Here is a 21,671-nt window from a genome sequence, read left to right as displayed (position 1 = left end):
GCAGGCCCAGGAGCAGGGTCCGTGTCGCAGGGCGCCGCGGCACGAACCGCGCGGCGGAGGCAGGGACGAGGTTGGGCTCACGCCCGTGTCAGCGCCGTGGCGGCATCGCCCGTCGTCGCAGGTCGTGAGCGAACCCGCCCGTCGCGCCATGGACAGCGTCGGGACAAGAGGTGTCGGGGTCGGCTCGGATCGCGCGATCACGCATGCGGGTCGAGATGTCGCGCGATCAGTCTAGCACCCGAGCGCACCGGTCGTCGCACAGGCCTCGTCATCGAAATAGGCCAGCCCCTCGAGCAACTCGCTCACTCCCGCCTCGACGATGGTGATGCCGTGACGTGCACAGAAGCGTCGCGCCCTGGGTGTGGGCTCGGGGATCAGCGCCCAACCCGCGGGCGAGCCGGCGCCGTGGGTCAGCTCGGTGACCAGCATCCGCTCGGTGTCGCGATCGAGGTTGAGCCCCAGCAGCAGATAGCGCAGCCCGCGCCGGCGGGCCTTGACGAACGCGGGGATGGCGAAGCCGCCCATCAGCTCGGTGAGATAGTCGACGAAGTCGGCGTCCGAGGCGATATAGGTCGATCCCGGCTCGGGGCTGCCGAGCGGCTTGAACAGCACCGGCAACGCCGGATCGACCGCGTCCTGATCGACCTCGCGATAGCCGACACCGTCATGCACATGAATGCGAAAACGGTAGTCCGTCCCCCCCATCCGGGCGATGCCGCGCACCAGCACGTGCGGCCGGTCGGCATAGAGGTGCTGGAGCTGGAGATCGCGATTGAGATCGATGACATAGCCGGGACCGGTCCCGGTCAACCAGGCGTGCAGCGGCGCCTGCGTCCACGCCCGCCCCGCGTAGGTGGCATCGAGGAAGCGCTGTACCGCGCCGCGCCCGCGCTTGAGTTCGACGCTCATCGCCGCACGCGAGAACTCCCACATCAGCCGCCGCGACATCGGCCGTCCGCCGTTGAGCGCGAGGATCAGCGAATCGCTGTCGGCCGGGATCGGCTCGCCGCGCTCGCGATCGACCACCCCGGCAAGCGCGCCGGGTCCCAGGCAGGGCACCAGCTCGCCCCGCGCCAACGCATCGACGATGGACTCCAACAGGCTCGACATCAGGACCTCCGTGGCTGCAATCCGATACTCACGGAAGCCAATGCAAATCCAGGGCCAGCGTGTCGCCCCAGCCGTTCGCCACGCCGTATCGGTGCCCGGTACCGCACCTCGGACCGGATCACCGCCGAGCACCGCGGCTCGAATCCAGCGCGTTCCGACCATCATCGAGCGGGCCAACCCCGACAAAGCGTCGCAAACCCCACAGCCGCCGCTGGCTGGCGCGCGCCGGTTTCGGCTAGCATGCCTCGATCGCCCGACAGCCCCTGGACAGCCCGACCGATGACGCCCTCCCCATCCGCCCTCGCCAACCTGCTCGCCGAGCGTCTCGCCGCCACCGCCGACCTGCTCGAGCGCACCCGCGCCGATCACGTGCTGCTCGAGGGCTGCGTGCGCGCAGCTTCGCGCACCGCCGAGGCGATCGCCGCCGGCGGCACCCTGTTCATCTGCGGCAACGGCGGCAGCGCCGGCGAGGCCACCCACCTCAGCGGCGAGCTGATCGGCCCCTTCGCCGACAAGACCCGCCCGGCGCTGCCGGCGATCGCACTCGGCTTCGACCCCAGCGCCGCTACTGCGGTGGCCAACGACTTCTCCTTCGACGAGATCTTCGCCCGTCAGCTCGCCGGGCTCGCCCGGCCCGGCGACGTGCTCTGGGCGCTGACCACCAGCGGGCGCTCGCCGAATGTGCTGCGTGCCCTCGAGGTCGCCGCCGAGCGCGGGCTCTACGGCGTGCTGCTCACCGGCGCGCTGCCCGCCGAGGCCGCCCCACGCGGTGTCGATCAGGTGCTCGCAGTACCCTCGACCGAGACCCCGCGGGTGCAGGAGCTGCACCTGATGCTCGGTCACTTCCTCTGCGAGGCAGTCGAGGCGCTCGCCACCCCCAGCTCCAGGGCATAGAGCCAGGGCCAGCGCTTGCCGGTGACATAGAGCAGGTCCTGCTCGGGGGCATAGGCGATGCCGTTGAGCACGTCGGCCTCGGGGGGACGTTGTGCGCGCGGCCACAGCGCGCTCAGGTCCAGGGTCGCGGTCACCGCCCCGCTCACGGGGTCGATCCGTACCAGCCGGTCACTGCGCCAGACATTGGCCCAGATCCCCGCCGGGGTGTACTCCAGCTCGTTGAGCCAGCGCACCGGGCGGCCCCGCTCGCGCACCAGCACACGGCGCCGGATCACGCGCCGCTCGGGATCCATGAAGCTCAGAGAGGCACTGCCGTCGCTGATGATCCAGTCGCGCCCGTCATGGGTGATGCCCCAGCCCTCGCCGGGGAGGGTGAAGCGATCGACCGGGGTGAGGGTCGCGCGGTCGTAGATCAGCCCGACCCCGGCACGCCAGGTGAGCTGCACGATCCGATCCTCCCAGGGGGTGATGCCCTCGCCGAAGAGGCGCTCGGGCAGGTCGTGACGCTGCAGCACCCGGCCACTGGCGAGCGCCACCCGGCGCAGCGACGAGCCGCCATACTCGCCGGTGCCCTCGAACAGCGCGCCGTCGGCGAAGGCCAGCCCCTGGGTGAAGGCCCCGGGGTCGTGGGCGAAGCGCGCCACCACCCGATAGTCGAGCGCGACGACGGCGCCCCCGTCACCCGAGTCAGCGACATCACAACCCGTCACCATCAGGACGAGCAACAACCGCCACCACCCGGTCCTCGCCCGCTGAGTCAGCGTCGCCACGCTCGTCCGTCCATGTCCCAGAGCATGCCCTGCTCGGTGTCCGTCCGGCTAGTCGCCGTCGCCGAGACGCTGATAGTCGCTGCGCGAGCCGGTCAGATCCCAGGCGAAGGTACAGTCGAGAGACGAGAGCACCGCGATCAAGCCGGGCTCGCCGTCCTCGAGCATCACCTGCAACGGCGAGCGGCGTGCGAACTGGCGACTGACGCGACGCACCCAGTGGCGACGCATCTCCGGGTTGCGCGGAAAACTGGTGTGCAGCGCCGCATCGATGCGCAACAGATAGTCGGCGCGACGGGCGGTCTCGGGGTGATCGGACAGCGCCACGCGCCCCAGCTGGCGAGACCGCACCCCGGCGGGCAGTTGCAGCAGGGCGGCGATCTCACCCGCCCCCAGCTGCCAGGAACCGAGCAGGGCGATGAGTTCGCGGGTCTGGTCGAGGCGAGGATCAGACATCGGCGTCTCCAGCAGGGAGCGGCGGAAGATGAGTGGGATCGTTGACGAATCGTGTCTTATCGAGCGCCCGTTCACTGGGCGCCATGGATCCGAGAGATGGCGACCACGCGCGACCAAGACAAGGACGTCGCCCTGCCTCGAGGGATCGATGCTCAGTTAGCCGTCACTCTTCGTACGTCTTCTCGTCACTCGCTCGCAACCTCGTGTCCGGATTGGGCATTTCCGCATTCGTCGAGCTTGTGGATAACTTTGTGCACAAAACTGGCGCAACCGCCTCCGATTCTCACCCAAGCTCATCCCAAATCTGATCGTCACCATATCAAGCAAACAAAAAATAATTAACAAAATCAAAATTATAAGAACACAAAAAATCTTCTCCACCGCATCAACCCAAGGCCTCCGGGAATCGTGCGAGCGGGGCTTGACAGATGTGAACAACCCACAAAAACATCCCATACTCCAAGCTCCGTGCCACCCCACGGCATCCATCGGGCAGGCCCATCGAGATCACAGCACACGAACAAATCGATCGGTGAGCAGCCCTCTACCATCGTTCTGATGCCGGATCGTCGGCATGCCGGAAACCGACTCGGGCTTGGAACTCGCGGTCACGATCCGTATATTTTCAAGTGAGAGTCCCCACTGCCCTCGCCCGAATCCGCCCGTCGGCGCCCACCGCAACGCCCGACGATCCATCCACGCCATTCGGACAGGACGCGCACCAAGATGACAGCGAACGCCCCTCTCGAGCCCTTGCGCGCCCACGTCAGCGCGCGCATCGTCGGCCAGCACGCCTTCGTCGACAGCATGCTGATCTGTCTGCTCAGCGACGGCCACCTGCTGGTCGAGGGCATGCCGGGATTGGCCAAGACCTCGGCGGTCAAGGCGCTCGCCGAGGGGCTCGAGGGCGACTTCCACCGCATCCAGTTCACCCCCGACCTGCTGCCCTCGGACCTGATCGGCACCGACATCTATCGCCACGAGCGCGGCGAGTTCGAGTTCCGTCAGGGACCGCTGTTTCACAACGTGCTGCTCGCCGACGAGATCAACCGCGCCCCGGCCAAGGTGCAGTCGGCGCTGCTCGAGGCAATGGCCGAGCGCCAGATCACCGTCGGCCAGCGCACCTATCCCCTGCCCGGGCTGTTCATGGTGCTGGCGACCCAGAACCCGGTCGAGCAGGAGGGCACCTATCACCTCCCCGAGGCCCAGCTCGACCGTTTTCTGATGCAGGCGGTGGTCGACTACCCCAGTCGCGACGAGGAGCTTGCCATCCTCTCACTCGACCAGCGCCGCCACACCGAACCCAGTCCACCGCCAGACCAGCTGCTCAGTCAGGCCGAGCTGCAGCACGCCCGCGCCGAGGTCGCCGCGCTGCACCTCGACCCCAAGCTCGAGGGCTATGTCGTCGATCTGGTACAGGCCACCCGCGACCCCGGTCGCTACCACCCCGACCTGGCGCGCTGGTGCCGCTTCGGCGCCTCGCCACGGGCGAGCATCGCCCTGGCCCGCTGTGCTCGCGCCCGCGCCTGGCTCGACGGCGAGCGCTTCGTCGCCCCGCACCACATCCAGGCGGTGGCCCCGGAGATCCTCCGTCACCGCCTCCTGCTCAGCTTCGAGGCCGAGGCCGAGGGGGTCACCACCGACACCCTGATCGAGCGCCTGCTGGCCCTGGTCGCCATTCCCTGAGCGCCGCCATGCAGCAGCCCGGCGTCCGTCTCGACGACCTGCTCGAACTGCGTCACCAGGCCCGCGCCCTGGGCCTGCCCGCGCACCACCTGGTCAACTCGCCCTTCGCCGGGCTCTACGCCTCGGTGTTCCGGGGCGCCGGCATCCACTTCGAGGAGGTGCGCGAGTACCGCGCCGGCGACGACATCCGCTACATGGACTGGAAGGTCACCGCGCGCACCGACACCCCGCACCTCAAGCTCTTCCGCGAGGAGCGCGAGCGCGCCGTGCTGCTCTGCGTCGAGCGTGGCGCGCACCTCGAGTTCGGCACCCGCAACACCTTCAAGTCGGTACAGGCGGCACGCGCCGCAGCACTGATCGGCTGGGCCGCAAGCCGACTCCACGACCGCGTCGGCGGACTGGTGTTCGGCACCCCGGCGCCGCGCATGCTGCGCCCGGCGCGGGGGCGACGTGCGCTCTGGCAACTGCTGCGCACGCTCGCCGAACCGCTCGCCCCCGGATCGCCGACCACGCCGGTGACCGAGACCCTGCGCCGCGCCGCCGCTGGACTGCCGCCGGGCTCGCTGCTGTTCCTGGTCGCCGATCTCGACTGCGAGCGACCGGGGTTCGAGACCCTGCTCGGCGAGCTGCGTCAGCGCCACACCCTGGTGCTGCTCGCGCTTGACGACCCGGCCGATCGCGAGATCCCGGCGATGGGCCGGGTCGGCTTCGTCGGCCCCGACGGTCGCCGCCATCAGCTCGACACCGACGACCCCGTTGCTCGCAACGCCTATCGCGCGGCCTGGGAGGTGCGACGCGCGCGACTGCGCGCCAATGCCCACCGACTCGGACTGATCCTGATCCCGATCGCCACCGACAGCGAGATCCATCTGGCACTGAGCCACGGGCTGGCACGCCACGCTCGGTCGAGGGCACACCGATGATCGAGCACGGCGGACTACGCGACATCCACGACATCGACGCCGTCTCCTGGTGGCCGCCGGCCCCCGGCTGGTGGCTGCTCGCGTTCGCCCTCGGACTCGGCGGCTGGCTGCTGTGGCGCGAGCGCGCACCGCTCGGTCGTGCGATCGTCGGGCTCGCACGCAGCCACAGCGGCTGGCGTGTCGACGCCCGCAGACGACTGCACGCACTGGCGCGTCGCGAGCGCGCCGGCGAGGACCCGAGCCGACTGCTCGCCGAGTTCTCCGAACTGCTGCGCCGCATCGCCATCGCCCGCTGCGGGCGCGACGGCGTCGCCGGGCGCTGCGGCCAGTCCTGGCTGGAGTGGCTCGAACGCGCCGACCCGGCGGGCTTTCCCTGGCGCGAGCACGGCCAGGCGCTGATCGGCGCACGCTACGCCCCCCCCGGACAGCCCCCCATGCCACCACTCGCGCCACTGATCGCAGCAACCCAGGCCTGGACCCGGGCCGCACCCTGCCGGGAGGGCGGCGATGCTTGAGTTCCACTGGCCCTGGGCCGCGCTCGCACTGCCGCTGCCCTGGCTGCTGCCACGGCTGCGACGACGCCGGACCGGATCCGACCCGACGCCGCCGCGACCGACCACCCCGGGACTGCGCCACCCCCACCCCGAGCGGTTGCGCGCGGTCTTCGCCGCAGGCGGCGACGGCACCGGCGGCGCGGCGCGCCTCGACCGGCTGCTGTGGCTGCTGCTGTGGCTGGCGCTGGTCGCCGCGCTCACCCGACCACAGTGGCTCACCCCGCACACCGAGATCAGCACCCCGGGCTACGACCTGATGCTCGCCGTCGACGCCTCGCACTCGATGGCCGCGCTCGATCTCGGCGACGGACGCCAGCTCGATCGCATGCAGGTGGTGCGCACGGTGATGGATCGTTTCGTCGCCGGGCGTGGCGGCGACCGCGTGGGGTTGATCCTGTTCGGCGCCCAGGCCTTCGTGCTCGCGCCGCTGACCCTCGACCGCACTGCGGTGCGCCAGCAGCTCGCCGGCCTGGTCCCCGGGATCGCGGGCTCGGCCACCGCGCTGGGCGATGCCATCGCACTCGGCACACTCAAGCTGCGCGAGCGTCCCGAGGGCTCGCGGGTACTGCTGCTGATCGCCGACGGCGACAACAACGCCGGCAGCTTCGACCCGCGCGAGGCGGCGCGACTGGCCGCGCAGTACGGCATCCGCATCCATGTCATTGGCGTCGGCAGCCAGCAGCAGCGCATCCCGATCCGCGAGGAGGGACAGATCCGCTATCGCGACGACCTCACCATGGACGAGGAGACGCTGCGCGCGATCGCCGCCCTCACCGGCGGCGATTATTTCCGCGCCACCGACGGCGATGCCCTGGCGCGCATCTCGGCGCAGATCGACGGACTCGAGAAGACCGCGAGCGAGGCACGCACCCTCTACCTGCCCCAGCCGCTCTACCGCTGGCCGCTGCTGCTCGCGCTGGCGGCCTTGCTCGCGCTGAGGATCCGGGATCGCGGGGTGGTGTCATGAGCGCCGCCGGACCGCACCTGGCCGAACCGCTGTGGCTGCTCGGGCTGCTGGCGATCCCGGCGCTGTGGTGGTGGCGACGCCGCCGCTCGCCGCTGGCAGGCGCGCCGACGGCGTTGCGCGCCTATGCCGACGCCCATCTGCTGCCGCACCTGCTGGTCACGCCACCGACGCCGGGCCGACGGGGCCACCCACTGCGCCGCTGGGCGCTGCTCTGGGCCCTGCTGATGCTCACCCTCGCCGGGCCGCGCTGGGGCTATCAGGAGGTACGACTGTTCCACCCCGGCAATCACCTGCTGGTGCTGCTCGACGTGTCGCGCTCAATGCGCTGCACCGACCTCGCCCCCGACCGGCTCGGGCGCGCCCGTCAGGAACTCGAGGACCTGATCCGCGCCAATCGCCATCACCGTCTCGGGCTGATCGCCTTCGCCTCGGTCCCGCACGTGCTCGCCCCGATCACCGAGGACAGCGCCACCCTGCTCTCGCGCCTGCCCGTGCTCGCCACCGACCTCGCTAGCCCGCAGCTCCAGGGCAGCAACCTCGAGGCCGCGCTCGAACGCGCCGCACAGCTGCTCGACCCGCTGCCGGCCGAGGGCGCGCGCGCCATCCTGCTGATCTCCGACGGCGACTTCGCCACCCCGCTGCCGCTCGAGCAGGTACGCGCGCTCGCCGCACGCGGCATCCGTCTGCACGTCCTCGGCGTCGGCACCGAGCAGGGCGCCCTGGTGCCCGCGTCCCAGGGCGGCTGGGTGCGCGACCCCATGGACCCGACCCGCCAACCGGTGCGCTCAACGCTCGAACCCGAGCGGCTCGAGGCGCTCGCCGTGGCCGGTGGCGGGCGCTACCGCGAAGCGGTCCACGGCGAGACCGACACCCGCGCACTGCTCGATGCCAGTGCCGAGCGGGCGCGATCCGCCGCTGCCGGTGACGAACGCACGCGGATCTGGAACGAGCGCTTCTGGATCCCCCTGATCGTCCTCGCGCTGCTGGTGCTGGCCGAATTCCGCCATCCCTGGCGGCATCCCGGGGGTGGGTCTTGAGCAGGCGCACGATACTCGTGCTGCTGCTCGGTCTCGGCACCCCGGCGGGCGCCGCCGACTGGTTCGAGAACCGTGCCCAGCGCGCCTATGGCGACTATCTCGCCGGCGACTACGCCGCCGCCGCCGAGGGCTTCAGCGATCCCTACCGACGCGGTGTCGCACTCTATCGCGCCGAGCGCTACCAGGAGGCCGAACGCGCCTTCACCGAGGCCGCCGAGAACGGTGGGCACGGCGGCGCGGCGCACTACAACCAGGGCAACGCCCGCTTCCAGCTCGGCGACTACGCCGGCGCCGTCACCGCCTACGGCGAGGCGCTGCGGCGCGACCCCGAGGACGCCGACGCCGCGCACAACCTCGCCCTCACCCGCGCCCTGCTCGCCCGGCTCGAACCCGAGGAGGAGGAAGAGGAGGAGGAGGACGAGGACGAGAACCAGGAACAGCAGGAACAGCAGGAACAGCAGGAACAGCAGGAACAGCAGGAACAGCAGGAACAGTCTGAAGCATCGGAGCAGTCGGAGCAGTCGGAGCAGTCGGAGCAGTCGGAGCAGTCGGAGCAGTCGGAGCAGTCGGAGCAGTCGGAGCAGTCGGAGCAGTCTGGTCAGGGTGATCGATCGGAGGACGCGGGTCGAGCCGAATCGACGACGGCGGGCAACGGGGAGGACGACGGCGAGACTGGAGCGGACGACGGAACCGGCGACGGTGCGGACGACGACGACCGCGAGCACACCGGTCGCGACGACGAGACCGAGACCGAGACCGAGACCGAGACCGAGACCGAGACCGAGACCGAGACCGACCAGGGTGACACGGACGACGCGTCCCCGGAGGCGGGGCGCGAGGACGGTGACGGCGGCGACCAGGGTCCGGCGACACCCGCCTCGGGCACGGCCCCCGAGGACGCGCGAGACCGCGGCAGCGCGGGCGAGCAGGCGCCCGACCGAGGCCCGGGCGAGCAGGGCGAGACCGGCGAGCGCGCCGCACAACCGGGCGAGGTCCAGCGGCGCGGCCCGGACGGCGCGCAGCCGGGGCTCGACCTGCCGGGGAGCGGGCCGGACGAGACGGCCCCCGGCGAGGACGACCCCTCGGCGGAGACCGGCGACCTGCCCGGGCCACTCGACCCCGACGCCACCCTGGAGCAACGACTCGAGCGCCTCCAGGGCGACCCGGCGCTGCTGATCCGCAACCAGTTCCGGCTCGAGGAGCTGCGCCGGCTGCGCGAACAACCGCTGCGCTATCGGGAGATCCGCCCATGGTGAGGTCGATCGTCCCACTCACCGCCCTCGCCCTGCTCTGGTGCGCTCAGGCCGGCGCCCAGTTCCAGCCGCCCTGGCCGCCGCCCTGGCAGGCCGGCCAACGCCCGGCCTGGCCCACTCAGCCATCGACCACCAGCCGTACCCCCGACTACCGGTTCAGCTGGTCGATCGAGACCTCGAGTCCCTATGTCCATCAGCCGGTGCTGCTGCGGCTGCGCCTGAGCGGCGATGAACAACCGACCCGGATCGGGCTCGAGCCGCCACGCCCCGGGACCGTGCTGCTGCGCCGAGTCCACGCCGAACCGCCCAGACGCGCGGGCGACGGCACCACCATCAACACCCTGGTGTTCGCCCTGCTGCCGCTGCGCCCGGGGCGGCTCGACGCCGGCCCCCTGCGGCTCAGCGGCAGCCATGCCGGCGGCGCGTTCGAGGTCGGCAGCGAGCGCCCGCTCAGGCTGCGGGTACGCCCGCCGGCGCCCGGTATCGAGCCCTGGCTACCGGCGCGCGCACTGACCCTCACCTCCAGCCTGACACCCGAGGGTCCGGTGGCCCCGGGCGAGCCGCTGAGACTGCGGCTCGAACTCTCGGCGACCGGCACCAGCGGCGAGCAGCTCCCGGTGCTCGCTGACCAGCTCGCCGGGGTCGACGGCATCCGCGTCTATCGCGAGCGCGCACAGGTCGACACCCGTCTCTCGCCCGATGGACGACAGCTCCTCGCCAGCCGCGTCGAGACCCATACCCTGGTGGCACAGCACGCCGGACGGCTGCTGCTCCCCGAGATCCGGGTGGCCTGGTGGGACATCGCGCGCGAGCGCGGCGAGCTGGCGCGCACCCCGCTACGCACCCTGCAGGTGACGGACGGCGCGCCGCCCCCCGGCCCGCGATCCACTGGCACCCGGCGTGGATGGCGGTGAGCGCGGTGCTGCTGGTGCTTACCGGCTATTGGTGGGCGGTGCTCACCCGCGCCCCGGCTGGACGCTTGGCGGGCGCGCTCGAGCGCGCCCGCCTGCATCTCCTCGGGCTCGGCGAGACACTGTGGGCGGGATTGTGGGTCGGCCTGCCCGGCGGCTGGCGGTTGCGCCTGGGGCTGCTGCGCGCGCGCACCGCCACCACCCCGGAGACCTGGCTGGCACGGCTCGCCCCGGCGCTGCCCGACGGCGGACGGCGCGGTCGACCCGAGGTGGTCGCGGCACTGCTCGCCACCGCACCCGGCGCCGATCACACCGCGCTGACGCGGCTGGTGGCGCGACTGGAGGCGGCGCGCTACGGCGCCCAGCGGGTGGTGTTCAGCCGCTGGCAGCGCGCGCTGGCGCGCCGACTCGCCAGCGGACGACGCGCACACCGCCCGGCTCGCCCGAGGCGGCGCGGCGGGCTGCCGCCGCTCAACCCGCCCGGCTGAGGCGCCGTCCCAGCCCCTGGCTCAGCCCGGCGAGCAGGATCCAGTACATCAGCCAGTCGTGACGCACCATGCGGTAGTTGGTCAGCTCCCACAGCAGCAGATAGCACCAGAGCGCGATCAGCAGTGCGCGCAGCAGGCGATCATCGGCGCAACCGCGCCAGAGCGCGGTCAACAGCGCCAGGATGAGCAAGGCACCGCAGAGCAAGCCGACGACGCCGAACTGCACCAGCACCTCGAGATAGGTGTTGTGCAGATGACGCAGCGCCACCCCGGCGCCGTCGCGCACCCCGGGGTCGCCGCTGAGGTCCATCAGCCATTGGCTCAACCCCGGCCCCCAGCCGAACCAGGGCTGATCGAGCCACAGCGAGAGCCCGATCAGCTGGGCGCTCCAGCGCTGGCCAAGCGAGGAGGCGGCGGTGCCCTCGCGCGCACCGCTGATCCAGGCCAGGTCCTCGCGCATGCGCCACAGCAGGTCGTCGGCCTGGAAGGCGACCAGCACCAGCACCACCGCGGCGAGCACGGCGACCCACAGCGCGCGGCGCAGCACCCGACCATCGAGCCGGGCGCGCGTCGGGGCGGCGAGCACCAACCCGAGCAGCAGCGCCGGCAGCCAGGCGACCCAGCTGCCGCGCGACTGGCTCTGCAGGAAACCGAGGGCGAACAGGCCCAGCAACAGCCCCCAGGCCAGGATCAGCGACCAACGGGTGATCGGGCGGGCGGCACGCGCGAGCAGGCGCTCGCGCATCAGCATCAGCCCGAGCAGGGCCGAGCCGGTATAGAGTCCGGTGGCGATGGCGGTGAAGCCGTACTGATCGCGCTCGCCGAGGAAGGCGCCCGGGTCGCTCGCCAGCAGCCCCCAGTCGAGCCGCCACAGCATCCCCAGGGCGAGCCCGGCGAGGGCCAGCCCGAGCAGGCGCAGGGCGCGTGGGCGCTCAGCGGCGAGGAAGTGGGCGAAGGGGATGAACAGCAGCAGCTTGCACCAGTCGAGCGCACTCTCCCACAGCAGCCCGTGTGGCACCGACGGATCGAACGCGGCGACGGCGGCGCGCGCCACTACCAGCAGACAGAGCGCCACCACCGCCAGGGACGCGGGCGACCAGTGCCAGGGGGCGCGGGGCGCGGGCGGCGCAAGCACGAAGGCCAACGCCAGCCCGACCATCGCAATCGAGGCGAGCGCGGTGGAGAGAAAGGCACTGGCGGCGAGCAGATAGAGCATCGCCACCCCGGCGCGCTCGGCCAGCGCGCGCGTGGTGATCGGTGTCGGATTGGGCATCGCGTCGGTTCCGGCTAGGGACGGGATCGGCGCCGCCGGCGGGGGGCGGGCGGCGACAGGCGCTCGGCGGGCAAGCATAGCAGGAATCCGGCCAACCTCGGAGCCGATGATGAAAACAGCACTCGCGCGGCGTTCGAGCGATGGTATGCTTGAGCGCTGCGATCCGATCAACGCCTCGCATTCTCAATACTCATCATGAACCTGACACTCGTCGTCCTCGTCCCCTTTCTGGGGGCCGCTCTGACCGGGTGGGTCTCTCGTTACGGACGTTTGCGCTCGGCCTGGATGGCCGGGGCGGTGACCGCCCTGGCGCTGGCCTGCCTGCTGCCGAGCCTGCCGGTGCCCTTTGCCGGCGAGACCCTGATTCAACGCCTGCCCTGGATGCCGGGGCTGGGGCTCGACCTGGTATTCCGTCTCGACGGTCTCGGGCTGCTGTTCGCCCTGATGATCCTCGGCATGGGCCTGCTGGTCATCCTCTATGCCCGTTACTATCTCGACGCGGACGACTGCATGGGGCGTTTCTACGCCTATCTGCTGCTGTTCATGGGCTCGATGCTCGGCATCGTGCTGGCCGAGAACCTGATCCTGCTGCTGATGTTCTGGGAGCTGACCAGCCTCTCCTCGTTCCTGCTGATCAGCTATTGGCGCCATCGCCAGGACGCCCGCCAGGGCGCACGCATGGCGCTCACCGTCACCGGGCTCGGCGGCCTGGCGATGCTCGGTGGCTTCCTGCTGCTCGGCGAGATCGCCGGCAGTTACGAACTCTCGGTGATCCTCGCCTCGGGCGATGCGATCCGCGCCCACCCGCTCTACACCCCGATGCTGGTGCTGGTGCTGCTCGGCGCCTTCACCAAGTCGGCGCAGTTCCCCTTCCACTTCTGGCTGCCGCGGGCGATGGCCGCGCCGACCCCGGTGTCGGCCTATCTGCACTCGGCGACCATGGTCAAGGCGGGCATCTTCCTGCTCGCGCGGCTGTTCCCGGCGCTCTCGGGCACGCCGCTGTGGAGCGCGCTGGTGATCGGCGCCGGACTCACCACCCTGCTGATCGGCGCCTGGATCGCGCTGTTCAAGCACGACCTCAAGGGGCTGCTGGCCTACTCGACGGTCAGCCATCTCGGTCTGATCACCCTGCTGTTCGGCATCGGCACCCCGCTGGCGGCGGTCGCCGGCGTCTTCCACATCATCAACCACGCCACCTTCAAGGCCTCGCTGTTCATGGCCGCCGGCATCATCGATCACGAGTGCGGCACCCGTGACATGCGCCGGATCAACGGGCTGTGGCGCTTCATGCCCTATACCGCCACCCTGGCGATGGTGGCCTCGGCGTCGATGGCCGGGGTGCCGCTGTTCAACGGCTTCCTCTCCAAGGAGATGTTCTTCGCCGAGGCGGCCAACTTCTTCGACCAGAGTGCCTGGAGCTGGGTGCTGCCGGTGACCGTAGTGCTCGCCAGCGCGCTGGCGGTGGCCTATTCGCTGCGCTTCATCCACGACGTCTTCTTCAACGGCGAGCCGCACGACCTGCCGCGCACCCCGCACGAGCCGCCGCACTGGATGAAGGTGCCGGTGGAGATCCTGGTGGCGATCTGTCTGCTGGTCGGCATCCTCCCCGCCCTCACCGTCGAACCCTTGCTCGCAATCGCCGCCGACAGCGTGCTGCAGTGCAACTCACCGGCCCATGACCTGGCGATCTGGCACGGCTTCAACTCGGCCTTCGCGATGAGCGTGATCGCGCTGCTCGGCGGGCTGCTGATCTATGCCGCGCGCCAGCCGTTGTTCATGGTCGCCGCTCGTCACGAGGGCCTGATCGATGCCGGGGTGCTGTTCGGATCGACCCAGCGCGCGGTGATCGCCGCGGCACGCGCCGTCACCGCCGCGCTCGACACCGGCTCGCTGCAACGCATGGTGGCGCTGCTGCTGATCAGCGCGCTCGTCCTCGGCGCCGTCGGCATGCTCGGCGTCACCGCCCCGCTCACCGGCTCCGCGACCCTGGTCCCGGCCGACGGCATCAGCCTGATCGTCGCCCTCGGACTCGGCGCCGGGGCGATCGCCACCACCGCGCTGCACCGGCAGCGTTTCACCGCGCTGATCGTGATCGGGGTGCTGGGACTGCTGGTCGCGCTGATCTTCGCCAAGTTCTCGGCCCCGGACCTCGCCCTCACCCAGCTCTCGGTCGAGGTGGTGACCATCGTGCTGCTGTTGCTGGCGCTCTACTTCCTGCCCCAGCACACCCCGGCCGAGTCCTCGCGCGTGCGCCGTGTCCGCGACCTCGCGCTCGCCGCGCTCGCCGGCCTCGGCACCACGGCGCTCGCCTGGGGCATCCTCACCCGCCCCGGCGAGACCATCTCCGGGTACTTCCTGGAGCACAGCGTGCCCGGCGGTGGCGGCAGCAACGTGGTCAACGTCATCCTGGTCGACTTCCGTGGCTTCGACACCCTCGGCGAGATCACCGTGCTGGCGCTCGCGGGACTCGGCATCTACGCCATGCTCAAGGGTCTGCGCCTGCCCGGAATGACGCTCGACCCCCATGGCCACCCCTGGAACTGGGACCTGCACCCGAGCATCATGGCCGCGCTCACCCGGCTGCTGCTGCCGCTGGCACTGCTGGTCTCGGCGTTCATCTTCCTGCGCGGTCACAACCAGCCCGGCGGCGGCTTCATCGCCGGACTGATCACCGCCGTGGCGCTGATCATGCAGTACCTGACCAATGGCGTGGAGTGGACCCACCGCCGGCTCAACGGCAACATGCACCCGCTGATCGCCGCCGGCCTGCTGGTGGGCACCCTCACCGGCATGGCGAGCTTCGTCTTCGGCTATCCCTTCCTCACCTCGACCTTCAGCCACGTGCACTGGCCGCTGGTCGGCGACTTCGAGCTGGCCTCGGCGATGGCCTTTGACCTCGGCGTCTATCTGGTGGTGGTCGGCTCGACCCTGCTGATCCTGATCCATCTCGGGCTGATGCGCAGCGCCGCCACCCAGGAACGAGACTGACTGATATGGAAGCCCTGATCTCCATTCTCATCGGCCTGCTCACCGCCTGCGGGGTCTATCTGGTGCTGCGCGCCCGGACCTTCCCGGTGGTGATGGGCCTGACCCTGCTCTCCTACGGGGTCAACCTGTTCCTCTTCGCCACCGGTCGACTGACCATCGGTCAGCCGGCGGTGATCGACGCCCAGGCGCCCGGCTATGCCGATCCGCTGCCCCAGGCGCTGGTGCTCACCGCCATCGTTATCAGTTTCGCGATGACCGCCTTCGTGATCATGCTCTCGCTCAAGGCCCGCGCCGAACTCGGCAACGACCATGTCGACGGTCAGGTCGACGAGGAGGGACGCGCGTGAGTCATCTGGTGATCCTCCCGCTGCTGCTGCCGTTGCTCGCCGGCGCCCTGTTGCTGCTGGTGCGCCGCACCCTGCCGCTGACGGTACGGCGGCGGCTCAATCTGGTAGCACTGCTCGCCCAGGTCGGAGCAGCGCTGGCGCTGCTGCTCGCCGTCGCCGACGGCAGCGTGCTGACCTATCAGCTCGGCGACTGGCCGGCGCCCTATGGCATCGTCCTGGTGGCCGATCGGCTCAGCGCCTGGATGGTGTTGCTGACCGCCTTGCTCGCGCTGTGCGCGCTGCTCTACGCGATCCGCGGCAGCGATGCCGGCAGCCGTCACTTCCAACCGCTGTTCCAGCTGCAGCTGTTCGGTCTCAGCGGCGCCTTCCTCACCGGCGACCTGTTCAATCTGTTCGTCTTCTTCGAGGTGCTGCTGCTGGCCTCCTACGGCCTGCTGTTGCACGGCGGCGGCACCCAGCGCACCCGCGCCGGGCTGCACTTCGTGGTGGTCAACCTGGTCGGCTCGACGCTGTTCCTGTTCGCCGCGGGGACCCTCTACGGCGTCACCGGGACGCTCAACATGGCCGATCTCGCCGGCAAGCTCGCCGCCCTCGACCCCGACGAACTCGGGCTGGCTCGTGCCGGCGCGCTGCTGCTGTTCGCGGTGTTCGCGCTCAAGGCCGCGCTCTTCCCGCTCTATCTGTGGCTACCCACGGCCTATGCCGCGACCTCGGCGCCGGTGGCGGCACTGTTCGCGGTGATGACCAAGGTCGGGATCTACGCCATCCTGCGCATCCAGACGCTGTGGTTCGGCGATGGCGCCGGGGGGTTGGCCGGACTGCTCGATCCCTGGCTGTTGCCGCTGGCGCTGGTGACCATGGCGCTCGGCAGCCTCGGTGCCCTGGCGAGCACCACGCTGCGGATCCAGATCGGCTATCTGGTGCTGGTCTCGATCGGGGTGCTGCTGACCGCCATCGCGCTCGGCGATCGCGACAGCATCGCCGCCGCACTCTACTACCTGGTCCACACCACGCTCGCCACCGGCGCCTTCTATCTGCTCGCCGAGGGCATCGCCCGACGCCGCGGCGCAGCCGGCGACCGGCTGATCGACGCCCCGTCGATGCCCCATGCCGGACAGGTCGGCACACTCTTCTTCATCGCCGCGATCCTGGTGGCGGGGCTGCCGCCCTTCTCCGGCTTCCTCGGCAAGCTGATGGTGCTGCGTGCCGCGCTCGACGACCCGGCGATGGCCTGGATCCTCGCCGTAGTACTGACCTCGGGGCTGCTCGGCATCGTCGCCCTGGCGCGCAGCGGCAGCCTGCTGCTGCTGCGCGCCGGTCCCGGCGAACCGCCAGCGGCCACGCCCGGGCGCGCCGAGCTGCTGCCCGCCACTGCGCTGCTCGCGCTGTGCATCGGACTGACACTGGGGGCCGGTCCGCTCAGCGCCTTCACCCAGGCCACCGCCGAGCAACTGCTCGCGCCCGAGCACTATGTCGAGACGGTGCTCGGCGGCGATCGCGATATGGAGGCCCGTGCACGATGAAGCTGCGACTGCTGCCCCATCCACTGCTCACCCCGGCGCTGACGGTGATCTGGCTGCTGCTGGTCAACAGCCTGTCACTCGGCCAGCTGCTGCTCGGCCTGCTGCTCGGCTGGCTGATCCCGATCTTCACCCTGCGCTTCTGGCCCGATCGGGTACGGATCCATCGACCACTGACGCTACTGCGCTTCGTGCTGGTGCTGCTCTACGACATCCTGGTCGCCAACCTGGGAGTGGCCTGGCTGATCCTGCGCGGCCCGCGTCGGGTACGACCGGGCTTCGTCGAGGTGCCCTTGGCGCTGCGCTCCGAACTCGGTATCAGCCTGCTGGCCAATACCATCTCGCTGACTCCGGGGACGGTCTCGGCCTGGCTGAGCCCGGATCGCGCTACCCTGGTGGTGCACGCGCTCGACGTGGACGATCCCGAGGCGCTGGTCGCAACCATCAAGCAGCGCTATGAAACCCCGTTGCAGGAGGTCTTCGAACCATGCTGAGCACCGCTGTGAGTATCGCCTTCCTGCTGGTGGCCGCAGCCTTCGTGATGGCGCTGCTGCGCCTGCTCTACGGCCCCGATCAGCCGGACCGCATCCTCGCCCTCGACACCCTGTATGTGAACACCGTGGCGTTGCTGGTGTTGCTCGGCATCCATCTCGGCAGCGCGCTCTATTTCGAGGCCGCGCTGCTGATCGCGATGATGGGGTTCGTCGGCACCGTGGCGCTGTGCAAGTATCTGTTGCGCGGCGATATCATCGAGTGAGGCCAAGATGCTCGAAATCATCCTCTCGGCGCTGATCCTGCTCGGCGCGCTCTTCACCTTCATCGGCTCGCTCGGACTGGCGCGGCTCGAGGACTTCTATACCCGGCTGCACGGCCCGACCAAGGCCACCACGCTCGGTGTCGGCAGCCTGCTGATCGCCTCGATGGTCTATTTCAGCACCCGTGGCGAGGGGCTGAGCCTGCACGAACTACTGGTGACGCTGTTTCTCTTCATCACTGCGCCGGTGAGCGCCCACCTGCTGGCCAAGGCCGCGCTGCACCTGCGACTGCGCTCGATCGCGCCGGTACCGCCGCGCGCCGAGGCCAGCGATCCGCGCCAGGCCAATGCCAGCGGAGATTCAGCCACCCCCCCTCAGGGCTAGCAGGAAGCGCTCGAGCGCCGCCACCTCGAGCGGATGCGAGAACAGATAGCCCTGCCCGGTATGGCAGCCCTCGCGGGTGAGGAAGTCCTGCTGTTCGCGCGTCTCCACGCCCTCGGCCAGCACCTCCAGCGAGAGGCTGCTGGCGAGCGCGATGATGGCCTTGGCGATGGCCACGTCGTTGGCGTCGTCGGGGATGTCGGAGACGAAGGACTTGTCGATCTTGAGCTTGGTGAGCGGCAACCGCTTGAGCTGGGTCAGCGAGGAGTAGCCGGTCCCGAAGTCGTCGATGGCGATCTTGACGCCGAGCGCACGCAGCGCGCCGAGCACGTGCCGGGTGCGCTCGATCGAGCGCATCATCGTCGACTCGGTGATCTCCAGTTCGAGTCCCGCCGGTGACAGACCGGTGCGGGTGAGGATACCGCCGACCATCTCGCTGAGCGCGTGCTGATCGAACTGCTTGGGCGAGAGGTTGACGCTGATCAGCACCTGCTCGTCGAGCAGCCCGCCCTGCTGCCAGGCACGCATCTGGGTGCAGGCATGCTCGAGGATCCACTCACCCATGACGATGATGATCCCCGACTCCTCGGCCAGGGGGATGAACTTGCCGGGCGAGACCAGCCCCATCTCGGGATGACGCCAGCGCACCAACGCCTCGAGCCCGCGCAGCTCGCCGCTCACCAGGTCGAGCTGCGGCTGGTAGAAGAGTTCGAGTTCATCGCGCTCCAGGGCACGGTGCAGGCTCGATTCGAGCAGCACCCGCTCGAAGGCGCGCGCGGTGAGTTCCTCGGAGTAGTAGCGAAAGCCGTTGCGCCCCTCGTCCTTGGCGCGATACATCGCCGCGTCGGCGTTGCGCACCAGGTCCTCGGCGCGCGCGCCGTGCTCGGGATAGAGGCTGATGCCGATGCTCGCGCCGAGGAACACCGAGTGCTCGCCGACCTCAAAGGGATCCTTGAACAGCTGCAGGATGGCGCGCGCCACCCGTGCCGCGTCGTCCTGATGGGCGATGCCGTTGAGGATCAGGGTGAACTCGTCGCCGCCCATCCGCGCCAGGGTGTCGCCCTCGCGAAACTGCGCCCGCAGCCGCCCCGCCACCACCTTGAGCACCTGGTCGCCATAGCTGTGGTCGAAGCTGTCGTTGACGTGCTTGAAGCCGTCGAGGTCGATGAACAGCACCGCCAGCCGGGTGTGCTCGCGGTGCGCCAGCCGGATCGCCTGCTCCAACCGATCGGCGAACAGCAGCCGGTTGGGCAGTCCGGTGAGCGGGTCGTGATGGGCGAGATGGGCATAGCTGTTCTCGCGCTCGCGCAATCGGTCGAGCAACTCGAGGTGGTCGCTGATGTCGCGCGAGACCTCGATGATGCCGATCACCTCGCCGGTGTCGTCGAGCAGCGGGCTGGCGGCGACCTCGTACTGACGCACGCCGCCGTCGGGCAGCCGATGGTGGCGCAGCATCTTGCACGGCTCGCCGCTCTCGAGGATGGTGCGCAATGGGCACAGCGGGTCCTCGGGCACGCAGGGATGCGGGGCGAGCTGGTGACAGCCCCACTCGTGCAGTCCGGCATCGTCGACCGCGGCGAGTCGCTGGGCGACGCGGTTCATCCGCAACACGTGGTGATCGGTACCGATCACCATGATCGGGTCGTCGATACCGTCGATCACGTGCTGCAGGAATGCGCGCTCCTCGTGCAGCGCGCGCTCGGCGAGCCGGCGCTCGGTGACGTCCTCGCCCGATGACAGGGTGCCGATCACCGTGCCCTCGCCATCGCGCACCAGGTTGTGGTGCCAGGCGATCAGCCGCTCCTCGCCACGCGCGGTCAGGATCGGACCATCGGTCAGGGCGGTCTCCGGGTGGGCGCCCGAGAGCATCTTGCGAAACAGCCCGTGACGCCGCTCGCGCTCGCCCGGCGGCAGGAAGCGGGCGAACCAGTCGAGCCCGATCAGCTCCGACTCGGCACAACCGAGCACGTTACAGCCACGCGGGTTGACCGAGAGGATGTGGCCGTCGAGGTCGAGTGCGAGGAACATCACCCCGGCGATGTCGAGATACTGCCTGGCACGGTTGCGCTCGGTCTCGGCCTGACGCTGTGCCTGCTTGAGCGCGGAGATATCGATCTGGGTGCCGACCATGCGCAGCGCGCGACCGCGCTGGTCGCGTACCAGATAGGCGCGGGACAGGACATCGACCCAGTGCCCCTCCTTGTGACGCATCCGCATCTCGAGGTCGAAGTCGTCGCAGCGTCCACTCATGTAGTCGCGCAGCCGGCGCCAGCAGCGCTCGCGATCCCTGGGGTCGACCAGCCGCTCCCAGGTCTCGAGCCGGTCGGGCAGTTGGCGCTCGGCGTAGCCGAGCATCGACTTCCAGCGCGCTGACAGATAGATCCGCCGGGTGCGCAGGTCCCAGTCGAACAGCCCGGCATCGCTGCCGCGCATCGCCAGCGCGAAACGCTCCTCACTGTCGCGCAGCGCACGCTCGTAGCAGTCGCGCTCGGTGATGTCGCGCCCGAGCACGATCAACCCCTTGCGCCGGCCGTCGTCCTCGAACACCGGCACCTTGATCACGTCGTAGACCTTGGTCACCCCGTCCGGGCGGGTGATCCGCTCCTCGGCACGCGACAGCCGGCCGGCGCGCCAGGCGATCTCGTCGCTCGACTCACAGGCGAGGAAGGCGTCGCGATAGCAGGGGTCGGTGAACTCGGCCAGCTCGGCGTCGGTCCTGCCGCGATAGTCGACGGCGGTGAGCGAGAACAGCGCGAGATCGGCGTCGTTGGCCTCCAGCCAGCGCCCCTCGCCGTCCTTGAAGCAGATGATGTCGGGGGTGGCGTTGATCAGCGAGCGCAGCCGCTGCTCGCTCTCGCGCAGCGCCATCTCGACCGCGCTGCGAGGGCCGATCTCCAGGGCGAAGGCACACACCAGGGGCTGGCCGTCGCACTCGAGCAGTGACAGCGTCACCTCGACGGCACACTCCTCGCCCTCGACGCGTCGGTGTACACCCTCACGCCGCTCGTGACGCACCTGGCGCAGACGCGCGACCAGCGCCGACCAGGCCGCGGCATCGAGGCTGGTGTCGATGCTGGCGACCGGCTGGCCGATCAGCCGCTCGCGCCCCTCGCCGGTCAACCGCTCGACGGTGGTATTGACCTCGACCAGCCGACCGTCGAGACCGGCCCAGTAGATCTCCAGGGCCGTCTGGTCGATGGCGGCTTGCGCCATGTCTTGTCGCAGCATATACCTCGGCTCCGGCGCGCGCTGATGCGCTCGGTGCGTTCCGAACCGACCAGTACATGCACAGACTTCGCCTCCAGCCCGTCGATCTCCACAGCGGGATCGAGCCGGGCACGGCCACCATCCTTGAACGCCG

Annotated in this window: 20 protein-coding genes; 15 read left to right on the top strand and 5 right to left on the bottom strand. The window is 70.0% G+C overall.

Features of this window, described 5'->3' with window-relative positions; translation table 11 throughout:
• Nucleotides 1-231: 231 nt before the first annotated feature.
• Nucleotides 232-1,110, bottom strand: coding sequence for an SIR2 family protein (locus tag MARPU_RS00270; protein ID WP_005222149.1), 879 nt, complete (start codon nucleotides 1,108-1,110; stop codon nucleotides 232-234).
• Nucleotides 1,111-1,389: 279 nt separating this feature from the next.
• Between MARPU_RS00270 and MARPU_RS00265 the strand changes: the two genes are divergently transcribed.
• A complete protein-coding gene (locus MARPU_RS00265; protein ID WP_005222151.1) occupies nucleotides 1,390-2,004 on the top strand; it encodes a D-sedoheptulose-7-phosphate isomerase in 615 nt (204 codons plus the stop codon).
• Here MARPU_RS00265 and MARPU_RS00260 read toward each other — a convergent pair.
• Nucleotides 1,950-2,774 carry a glutaminyl-peptide cyclotransferase gene (locus tag MARPU_RS00260; protein WP_005222152.1) on the bottom strand — a complete coding sequence of 275 codons (825 nt, stop codon included), beginning with the start codon at nucleotides 2,772-2,774 and terminating at the stop codon, nucleotides 1,950-1,952. The genes MARPU_RS00265 and MARPU_RS00260 overlap by 55 nt on opposite strands.
• Nucleotides 2,775-2,822: 48 nt before the next feature.
• Nucleotides 2,823-3,227 (bottom strand): hypothetical protein, encoded by a 405-nt coding sequence (locus MARPU_RS00255; protein ID WP_005222154.1) that lies wholly within the window; start codon nucleotides 3,225-3,227, stop codon nucleotides 2,823-2,825.
• 726 nt (nucleotides 3,228-3,953) lie between these two features.
• Between MARPU_RS00255 and MARPU_RS00250 the strand changes: the two genes are divergently transcribed.
• From MARPU_RS00250 to MARPU_RS00215, 8 genes are read left to right on the top strand one after another with little or no spacing between them, the layout of a single operon-like run.
• The gene (locus MARPU_RS00250) at nucleotides 3,954-4,913 is read left to right on the top strand and encodes an AAA family ATPase (RefSeq protein ID WP_005222164.1); all 960 of its coding nucleotides are present in this window, start codon (nucleotides 3,954-3,956) and stop codon (nucleotides 4,911-4,913) included.
• An 8-nt stretch (nucleotides 4,914-4,921) separates the two neighbouring features.
• Entirely contained in the window at nucleotides 4,922-5,836 is a 915-nt protein-coding gene (locus tag MARPU_RS00245; protein WP_005222166.1) for a DUF58 domain-containing protein, read from the top strand.
• Nucleotides 5,833-6,351 carry a DUF4381 domain-containing protein gene (locus tag MARPU_RS00240; protein WP_005222168.1) on the top strand — a complete coding sequence of 173 codons (519 nt, stop codon included), beginning with the start codon at nucleotides 5,833-5,835 and terminating at the stop codon, nucleotides 6,349-6,351. The genes MARPU_RS00245 and MARPU_RS00240 overlap by 4 nt, the downstream gene beginning before the upstream one ends.
• Nucleotides 6,344-7,357 carry a VWA domain-containing protein gene (locus MARPU_RS00235; RefSeq protein WP_005222170.1) on the top strand — a complete coding sequence of 338 codons (1,014 nt, stop codon included), beginning with the start codon at nucleotides 6,344-6,346 and terminating at the stop codon, nucleotides 7,355-7,357. Before MARPU_RS00240 ends, MARPU_RS00235 begins: the two co-directional genes overlap by 8 nt.
• Nucleotides 7,354-8,394 carry a vWA domain-containing protein gene (locus MARPU_RS00230; RefSeq protein ID WP_005222172.1) on the top strand — a complete coding sequence of 347 codons (1,041 nt, stop codon included), beginning with the start codon at nucleotides 7,354-7,356 and terminating at the stop codon, nucleotides 8,392-8,394. Before MARPU_RS00235 ends, MARPU_RS00230 begins: the two co-directional genes overlap by 4 nt.
• Nucleotides 8,391-9,650: a tetratricopeptide repeat protein gene (locus tag MARPU_RS00225; protein WP_084015121.1), complete on the top strand. Its 1,260-nt coding sequence runs from the start codon at nucleotides 8,391-8,393 to the stop codon at nucleotides 9,648-9,650. The genes MARPU_RS00230 and MARPU_RS00225 overlap by 4 nt, the downstream gene beginning before the upstream one ends.
• Complete coding sequence (locus MARPU_RS00220) at nucleotides 9,644-10,561, top strand: BatD family protein (protein WP_005222176.1); 918 nt, start codon at nucleotides 9,644-9,646, stop codon at nucleotides 10,559-10,561. The genes MARPU_RS00225 and MARPU_RS00220 overlap by 7 nt, the downstream gene beginning before the upstream one ends.
• A complete protein-coding gene (locus MARPU_RS00215; protein WP_156929203.1) occupies nucleotides 10,558-11,046 on the top strand; it encodes a hypothetical protein in 489 nt (162 codons plus the stop codon). The genes MARPU_RS00220 and MARPU_RS00215 overlap by 4 nt, the downstream gene beginning before the upstream one ends.
• Here MARPU_RS00215 and MARPU_RS00210 read toward each other — a convergent pair.
• Nucleotides 11,030-12,319 (bottom strand): O-antigen ligase family protein, encoded by a 1,290-nt coding sequence (locus MARPU_RS00210; protein WP_005222179.1) that lies wholly within the window; start codon nucleotides 12,317-12,319, stop codon nucleotides 11,030-11,032. The two genes, MARPU_RS00215 and MARPU_RS00210, sit on opposite strands and share 17 nt — an antisense overlap.
• Nucleotides 12,320-12,514: 195 nt before the next feature.
• On the opposite strand from MARPU_RS00210, the gene MARPU_RS00205 reads away from it, so the two are divergent.
• Genes MARPU_RS00205 through MARPU_RS00180 form a run of 6 tightly spaced genes read left to right on the top strand, consistent with a single transcriptional unit; the run spans nucleotide 12,515 to nucleotide 18,313 of the window.
• Entirely contained in the window at nucleotides 12,515-15,307 is a 2,793-nt protein-coding gene (locus tag MARPU_RS00205) for a monovalent cation/H+ antiporter subunit A (protein ID WP_005222182.1), read from the top strand.
• 5 nt (nucleotides 15,308-15,312) lie between these two features.
• A complete protein-coding gene (locus MARPU_RS00200; protein ID WP_005222183.1) occupies nucleotides 15,313-15,654 on the top strand; it encodes a Na+/H+ antiporter subunit C in 342 nt (113 codons plus the stop codon).
• Nucleotides 15,651-17,177 (top strand): monovalent cation/H+ antiporter subunit D, encoded by a 1,527-nt coding sequence (locus tag MARPU_RS00195; protein ID WP_005222184.1) that lies wholly within the window; start codon nucleotides 15,651-15,653, stop codon nucleotides 17,175-17,177. Before MARPU_RS00200 ends, MARPU_RS00195 begins: the two co-directional genes overlap by 4 nt.
• Nucleotides 17,174-17,668: a Na+/H+ antiporter subunit E gene (locus MARPU_RS00190; protein ID WP_005222185.1), complete on the top strand. Its 495-nt coding sequence runs from the start codon at nucleotides 17,174-17,176 to the stop codon at nucleotides 17,666-17,668. The genes MARPU_RS00195 and MARPU_RS00190 overlap by 4 nt, the downstream gene beginning before the upstream one ends.
• A complete protein-coding gene (locus tag MARPU_RS00185) occupies nucleotides 17,662-17,931 on the top strand; it encodes a K+/H+ antiporter subunit F (RefSeq protein ID WP_005222186.1) in 270 nt (89 codons plus the stop codon). Before MARPU_RS00190 ends, MARPU_RS00185 begins: the two co-directional genes overlap by 7 nt.
• A 7-nt stretch (nucleotides 17,932-17,938) precedes the next feature.
• Nucleotides 17,939-18,313, top strand: coding sequence for a Na+/H+ antiporter subunit G (locus tag MARPU_RS00180; RefSeq protein ID WP_005222187.1), 375 nt, complete (start codon nucleotides 17,939-17,941; stop codon nucleotides 18,311-18,313).
• Here the strand turns inward: MARPU_RS00180 and MARPU_RS16445 are convergent.
• Nucleotides 18,290-21,538, bottom strand: a complete 3,249-nt coding sequence (locus tag MARPU_RS16445; RefSeq protein WP_005222188.1) for an EAL domain-containing protein — start codon at nucleotides 21,536-21,538, stop codon at nucleotides 18,290-18,292. The genes MARPU_RS00180 and MARPU_RS16445 overlap by 24 nt on opposite strands.
• Between the last annotated feature and the right edge of the window lie 133 nt (nucleotides 21,539-21,671).

This window comes from Marichromatium purpuratum 984 (assembly GCF_000224005.2).
GTDB classification, from domain to species: domain Bacteria; phylum Pseudomonadota; class Gammaproteobacteria; order Chromatiales; family Chromatiaceae; genus Marichromatium; species Marichromatium purpuratum.
Note: the sequence above shows the minus strand (reverse complement) of the source record. Positions and strands in the feature narration are given on the sequence as shown.